Source organism: Mitsuaria sp. CC2, assembly GCF_048957715.1.
Classification (GTDB): Bacteria; Pseudomonadota; Gammaproteobacteria; order Burkholderiales; family Burkholderiaceae_C; genus Roseateles.
Genome location: NZ_JARVXN010000008.1, coordinates 1 through 7,184, shown reverse-complemented (window position 1 = coordinate 7,184; position 7,184 = coordinate 1). Strand labels below are relative to the sequence as shown.

The following is a 7,184-nucleotide window of genomic DNA, read 5'->3' as shown; positions in this document are numbered from 1 at the left end:
AGCTCCGCGGCTGCATGAGCCTGGTCCGTTGGAGCAGATCGCTGGGCGAGGTCGCCGACCGTCAGGATGAACGCCGGGATGAGCTCCGGGCCGTGCTCGCCCGCTTCCGCGAGGGCTTCTCCACCCGCGACCTGCGTGAAGCCGCGCTGCTGCTGGAACGGTCCGACACGGACGCGCCGGCTCCGGCCGACGCAGCCGCCCGACGGCGGGCCAGCCCCCGGCGAACGTCGGTTCTCAACGCTTAACAACGCTGAACTGGCCCTTGGGCGCGGCGCCCTCCATGATTGCCTTCAAGACGAGCCGGTGGGCCGTCCAGCCCCAATCAAGGAGTCGCCATGAACAGTTTTGAATCCGCGCAACGCATCCGTGTCCTGGTCCTGTACAACGAAGCGATCGTCGCCGCCGGACTGAGCGCCACCCTCGGGCAGCAGTCCGATCTGGAACTGCACGCCGGGGCGCAGGCCGATGCCAGCGGCGGTCCGTTCGACGTCGTCCTGTGCGACTACGACACCGGCATCGCCCTGGCACAAGCGGATGCCTCTCGGGCCGGGAAGCCCGGTGGCGGACCGCCGGCGCTGATCCTGACCTCCCTGTCCAGCGAGACTGCCGTCGTCAAGGCGATGGGGCTGGGCGTGCGGGGCTACCTGCTGCTCGGCAGCCCGCTGGAGGAGCTCCTGACGGGCATCCGTGAACTGGCGCGAGGCCGGCGTCATGTGAGCCAGACCGTGGCGCATCGCCTCGTCGAGAGCCTGGGCCGGGAAGCCCTGACCGCGCGGGAGAGCGAAGTGCTGCAGCTGCTCGGTCGCGGACAGAACAACAAGTCGATCGCCCGCGAGATGGCGATCTCGCTCGGGACCGTGAAGACGCACGTCAAGGCGATCATGGCGAAACTGGATGCCGAAAGCCGGACGCACGCCGTGACCGTGGCGGCGCACCGCGGCCTGCTCGCGCTGGCGCAAGCCCCGCTCGTCCAGCCGCGTGTCGGACGGCAGGCGCACTCCCTGGCAGCCTGTTGAACGGTCATGCACGACTTGATCGATCGTTTACCCGATTGCGAGCAACTCGCCGCCGTGGGCTGTTCGTGGGCTGTTGCCGTGAGATACGCCGAAGCCTCACGTGCGGTGGCCCACAGACGTTGAGCCACCATTGGGTCAAGCTGAACTCGCCATATCGATCTTCATCGACGGAGTTGAGTTCATGAACGCGTTTCTCATCCTTTCTATCTCGCCTCTCGCAGTGCTGGGTGCCGTCCTCATTGCGTTCGGCTCGTTCGGGTGGGGCATGTCGCTGTGGGTGGTCGCCATCGCACTGAGCCAAGCAACCTTCCTTGCCGACGTCTGGATCGAATACAAGAGTCAGCACGCCTCAGAGCCGTCCCTGTATGGTGCGTTCGTCACTTGCCTTCGACGGAGCGCTTGAGGCGAGACAAGCATGAACGTTGAACAACGACGAGTTGACACGCCAGAGCCTCCCGGCTCCGTCGAGGAGCGGGCAGAAGACGCATTCACCGCGGAAGGGGGACGGCTCGCTCCGAGCGCAAGGGACCGGGCAGATGTCGTGCGACCGAACGAGACCGCCCGCCAGGCTGAGACTAAGCAGGAGTAGCACCATGTATGACTCGATCCTCGTCCTGATTGACGGAAGCCATGCGTCCGACGCCGGATTTGCCTATGCGCTCGGCTTGGCGAGTGCACTGAAGGCACGCATCGTGCTGTTGAACGTCATCGATGTGGAACCGCTCTTCTTGCAGTCGGCCGGAGACTTCGAGGACCATCGCAGGACCCTCCGCGAGTACGGGCAGGAGCTGCTTGCCACAGCGGCCGTGGCTGCTCAGGATCGGGGCGTCCAAGTCTCCTACTACATGCATGAGACCGTCGAATCCAACGCCGCCTCCATCATCGTTGCCGAGGCCGTCGCCCAGCATTGCGGCCTGATCGTGCTCGGTACGCATGGCCGACGCAGGCTCAGCAAACTGCTGCTCGGCAGCGATGCCGAACTCGTGTTGCGGGACAGCACGGTTCCTGTCCTGTTTGTCCGTTCCCCACGTCCTGATCAGGCGGCCCCTCAGGTACGGACCGAGTGGTCATCTGAGCGGACGGCAACGGCAGCGTGATGCCAAAGCGGCATCCTGCTGGACGTTGTCGGCGCGGGAGTTGGCTGCGGCAAGACGCCAGCAACCTCTCCCTGTACACGGCCTTTGTCACCTGTATCCGGCGTATTGGTTGAGGCCTTCTCGAACTTTCTGAGACAAGCGGCGCTCGATGCCTTCGTGAGTGGCGTAGCATGGCACCCGACTGACACACAAGCCGCAGAGCCCGATCGGGACAAGCGGCGCGCCCCTTCCGACCCGAGCAGGTTGGGCCCTCCCCTCACGAAAGCGTCGATGTGACCCAGCAGGCCTACCCCATCGTGGGCATCGGCACGTCCGCTGGTGGTCTGGATGCGCTGAGCGAGCTGCTCCACCACCTGCCGGAGAACGCTGGCATGGCGCTCTTGGTCGTACAGCACCTTGACCGCTCGCATCCCAGCCTGCTCGCGGAAATACTTGCCCAGCGCACGCCGCTAACCGTCGCGGAAGCGGCGGACGGCCAGCTCGTCGAGGAGAACCACGTTTACGTCATCCCACCCGACACGAGCATGACGGTGGCACACAGCCGCCTGGTGCTCAGACCTCGCGGCGAGACCCTGGGCCCGCCCATGCCGATCGACGACATGCTGGACTCTCTGGCCAAGGACCAGGGCAGCAAAGCCATCGGTGTCATCCTGTCGGGCAGCGGCACGGATGGCGCCATCGGCATGCAGGCGATCAAGGGCTGCGGCGGCATCGGCTTTGCGCAGGACGACGGCTCGGCACGCTTCACGAGCATGCCGCGCGCCGCGGTGGAACTCGGCGGCGTGGACCTCACGCTGCCGCCCGCGCAAATCGCCACCGCGCTGCTGCGGCTGGTACGCAACCCCTTCCTCGACGTGCAGATGCTGGACGCCGACGATCGCGGCGGCTCGCACGACGTGGCCCACATGGACCGCGTGTTTCGTCGGTTGCACACCGTCTGCCACATCGATTTCACCCACTACAAGCGCGGCACGATCGAGCGTCGACTGGGACGCCGCCTCGCGCTGCGCAGTCTGGACCACCTGGGCGAATACCTGCCGGTGCTGGAGGCGGACCCGGCTGAGGCGCAGGCGCTGTGCCGCGACTTGCTGATCCGCTACACCGAATTCTTCCGCGACCCCGACGCCTTCGCCGCCCTGTCCGACACCGCGCTGCCGCGGTTGCTGCGACACGTGGACGGGTCATTGCCCCTTCGCATCTGGGTCCCCGGCTGCGCCACCGGCGAGGAGGCCTACTCCATCGCGATCTGCGTGCTGGAGCATCTGGCCGAACACGCACCGAACCGGGAGGTGCAGATCTTCGGCACCGACGTGAGCGAGGAGTCGCTGGCAACCGCGCGCAGCGGGCGCTATATCGAGAACATCGCCCGCAACGTCACCCCCGAACGCCTGGCCCGCTACTTTGTCCAGGAGGGGGATCACTACCGGGTGTCGAAGCCAGTGCGGGACTGCTGCACGTTCGCTCGGCAGAACGTCGCCTACGACCCGCCCTTCTCCCGGATCGACCTGATCAGCTGCCGCAACCTGCTGATCTATCTGGATCCGACGCTGCAAAAACGCGTCATGCCGGCCTTTCATTTCGCGCTGCAGCGCGAAGGTCTCCTGATGCTGGGCCTGTCGGAGAGCGTCGGCGCCTATTCCGAGCTCTTCAGCGCGCTGGACAACAAGCGCACCAAGCTGTTCCTCAAGCGCGCCGTGCCGCACCGCATCCTCGCCGCGATCGGCCGGCCGGTGCGAGCGTCAACAGCGGCGCTGCCGGGGATGCGCCGGGCCGGGGTGTCCGCGACCTCGGATCGCGACGGGCTGCGGCGCGAGATCGAGCGCGTCTCGATCGCACGCTTCACGCCGCCGAGCGTGCTATGCGATGACGACCTCAATGTGCTTGAGTTCCGTGGCGACACCAGCGCATTCCTCTCGCTGCCACCGGGCGCACCGACGCAGCAGCTCCAGCGCCTGGCCCGGCCTGGCGTGTTCAGCGCGGTCGGCGAAGCGCTGCGCCGCGTACGCTCCGACTCCGCGCCCGTGCGCCGAGACGGACTTCGCGTCGAGACCGGCCCCGGCCAGTCCCGCGAGGCCGCGATCGAGGTCGTGCCGCTGTACCCCGACCAAGCGGAGCCGCGCTGGTTCCTCGTGTTCTTCATCCTGTCCGAGGAGGTCGTGCCGCCGGGCGACACCGCCCCCACCCAGGCGGGGATCACGCAGGCCGTCAGAGCCGCCGTGTTCGCGCGCCTGGGCCAAGGTGGCGGCCGTCGCAACGACGCGGACCGCAGAGAGATACGGCGCCTGGCCGAGGAGTTGCGCGCCACGCGCGAGCAGACCCGCGTCATGCTCGAGGAACACGATCGCGCGATGGAGTCGCTCAAGGCGCTGGAGGAGGAGACTCAGTCGAGCAACGAGGAACTCCAGAGCACCAACGAGGAACTGGAGACCGCCAAGGAAGAACTCCAGTCCCTGAACGAGGAACTGTCCACGACCAATGACGAGCTGCGTTTTCGCAACCGCGAACTCGAGGCGCTGCACGATGAGGTGACGCAGGGGCGCGACTTCGCCGACGCGATGATCGAGACGATGTCGCAGCCACTGCTGGTGCTGACGACGGACCTGCGGGTCACGCGCGCCAACCAGGCCTTCTACCTCTGCTACGAGACCACACCGCGCGAGACGCTGCACAACGTGCTGTTCGAACTTGGCGACGGCCAATGGAACATCCCCGCACTGCGTGAGCTGCTGGAGACGCTCGTGCCCAAGCACACCCGCGTGCGCGACTACGAGGTCAGCGCGGTCTTCCCCCACATCGGCGCGCGCACCGTCAAGCTCAACGCGGCACGTGTGGCCTGGCCGGACCGCACGCTGATCCTGCTCACCATCGACGACGTTACCACCAAGCACAGGGCCTTCGACCGGCTTACGCAGGCGGACCGCCAGAAGGACGAGTTCCTCGCGATGCTGGCGCACGAGCTGCGCAATCCGATGGCGGCGATGACCAACGCGATGCACCTGTGGCGACACGAAGGCGCCGACGAGGCAACCCGGCGCAAGGCCGTTGCGACCATCGAGCGGCAGTTGCGCAACCAAATCCGGATGGTGGACGACCTGCTGGACGTCTCGCGCATCAGCCGCGGGATGGTGTCGCTGCACATGGAGCATTTGGACCTGACGCAGATCGTGCGTCAGGCGCATGATGCGCTGCGCCAACCCATCGAGGCGCGCCGTCACGAAGTGACCGTGACGCTGCCGCCGGATCCGATCTTCGTCGATGGCGACGCTGTGCGTCTGGAGCAGATTGTGGCGAACCTGCTCAGCAACGCAATCAAGTACACGCCCGCCGGCGGTGTCATCCACGTGTCGCTGCAGCGCGGCGCCGAAGAAGCGGTGCTGACAGTGACGGACAACGGCATCGGCATGAGCCAGGAGTTCCAGGCCGAGATCTTTACCGTTTTCGTGCAGGCCGACCGGTCGGTGGGCCAGAACATGGGCGGGCTTGGCATCGGGCTGGCGGTCGTGCGCCGACTCGTCGAACTCCATGGCGGTGAGGTGAACGCTTTCAGCGCCGGCCTGACCCAGGGCAGCCGCTTCGTTGTGAGACTGCCCTACGCCAAGGACGAGGCGACGCGGCCCGAGCCGCGCCCGCAGCCAGTCCCCGAGCCCGTCACGAAAGCGCCGCGCCGGGTCCTGGTCGTCGACGACAACGAGGACGCGAGTCAGAGCACGGCGGCCTTGCTGACGCTCGCCGGGCATGACGTGCAGATCGCCGACGACGGACCGTCTGCGCTGGCGCAGGTCCGGAACTTCCATCCGGACGCCGTCGTGCTCGACATCGGACTGCCCGGGATGAACGGGTACGAGGTCTGCCGGCAGCTGCGTGAGATGCCAGGCCACGAGGACACCGTCGTGATCGCGGTCAGTGGCTACGGCCAACTCGACGACGTCGACCGCGGCCGGGAAGCCGGCGTCACTCACTACCTCACCAAGCCCGCCGACCCCGACGAACTCGCGCACCTGCTCGTGCCGCGACCCTGATGGTGCCGGGAGCGGGCCGGCCCTCGGTCGCGCGCCGCGCTGTCGCGGGCGTCTCCGCGGACGACCTCGCGTCGCCGTTCCGCTCGTTCTGGATGGGGGGCTACGAAGGCGCCGATCACGTCAACGCGCGCGGCCACCCCCTCGACATGGTGGGCGCGACCGGCCATGACCGCCTGCTGCGCGGAGACTACGCCGAGGCCCGCCGACTTGGCTTGCGGTGCGTGCGCGAGAGCGTCGGCTGGCGCCTGAGCGAGTGTGCACCCGGCCGCTGGGATTTCGCGCGAGCCTGCGACATGGCGCGCGCCGCGCGGCGCGAAGGACTGCAGGTGCTATGGACACTGATGCATTACGGCGTTCCTGCGGACCTTTCGCTGCGTGACGATCGGCTCATCGACCGATTCGCGCGTTTCTCGGCGGAGGCAGCGCGTGCATTGATGCCGCTGTGTCCAGCGCCGCGCATCTATACGCCGGTGAACGAGATCAGTTTCCTGGCTTGGGCGGCGTCGGCTACCCGCGGCATGGGGCCGGCGGGCTTACAGGGAGACGTCAGTCACGAGGACGCAGGCAGGCTTGGCTTCGAGATGAAACGAAGACTCGCGCACGCCGCGCTCGCCGGCATGGCCGCGATTCGCGAGGTCGACCCGGACGCTCGATTCCTGCACATCGAGCCCGTCGTGCACGTCGTGCCGGCAGAGGGCGCGGAAGAGTGGCGAGAGCTCGCAGAACGTACAGCGTCTTATCAGTGGCAGTCGCTGGACATGCTTGCGGGCCGCCTCGCGCCGGAGATCGGCGGGCATGAGGGCGCGCTCGACCTGATCGGAGTCAACCACTATCACAGCAGCCAATGGGAAGTGCCCACCGAGCGCCGCCTCGACTGGCATCTGCAGGATCCGCGGCGCATGCCGCTGTCAGAACTGCTGCGGCTCGTCTTCGAGCGCTACGGGCGGCCAATGCTCGTCGCAGAGACCGGCCACTTCGGACGAGGACGCGCTGACTGGCTCGAGGATGTCGCCAGAGAAGCACGGCTCGCCGTCGATCTCGAACTACCGCTC

5 protein-coding genes and 1 pseudogene are annotated in these 7,184 nt (G+C 67.1%); all 6 read left to right on the top strand.

Annotated elements, in window-relative coordinates:
• On the top strand, positions 1-245 hold a 245-nt coding region (locus tag PV762_RS05240), incomplete at its 5' end, for a hypothetical protein (RefSeq protein ID WP_421033970.1).
• Between the two features lie 90 nt (positions 246-335).
• Entirely contained in the window at positions 336-1,016 is a 681-nt protein-coding gene (locus PV762_RS05235; RefSeq protein WP_421033969.1) for a DNA-binding response regulator, read from the top strand.
• A gap of 181 nt (positions 1,017-1,197) precedes the next feature.
• Entirely contained in the window at positions 1,198-1,419 is a 222-nt protein-coding gene (locus PV762_RS05230) for a hypothetical protein (RefSeq protein WP_421033968.1), read from the top strand.
• Between the two features lie 190 nt (positions 1,420-1,609).
• Complete coding sequence (locus tag PV762_RS05225) at positions 1,610-2,113, top strand: universal stress protein (RefSeq protein ID WP_421033967.1); 504 nt, start codon at positions 1,610-1,612, stop codon at positions 2,111-2,113.
• Between the two features lie 272 nt (positions 2,114-2,385).
• Positions 2,386-6,132: a chemotaxis protein CheB gene (locus PV762_RS05220; protein WP_421033966.1), complete on the top strand. Its 3,747-nt coding sequence runs from the start codon at positions 2,386-2,388 to the stop codon at positions 6,130-6,132.
• Positions 6,132-7,184 (top strand): annotated as a pseudogene (locus PV762_RS05215) (amine oxidase); the annotation flags it as partial. The gene PV762_RS05220 and the pseudogene PV762_RS05215, both read left to right, overlap by 1 nt.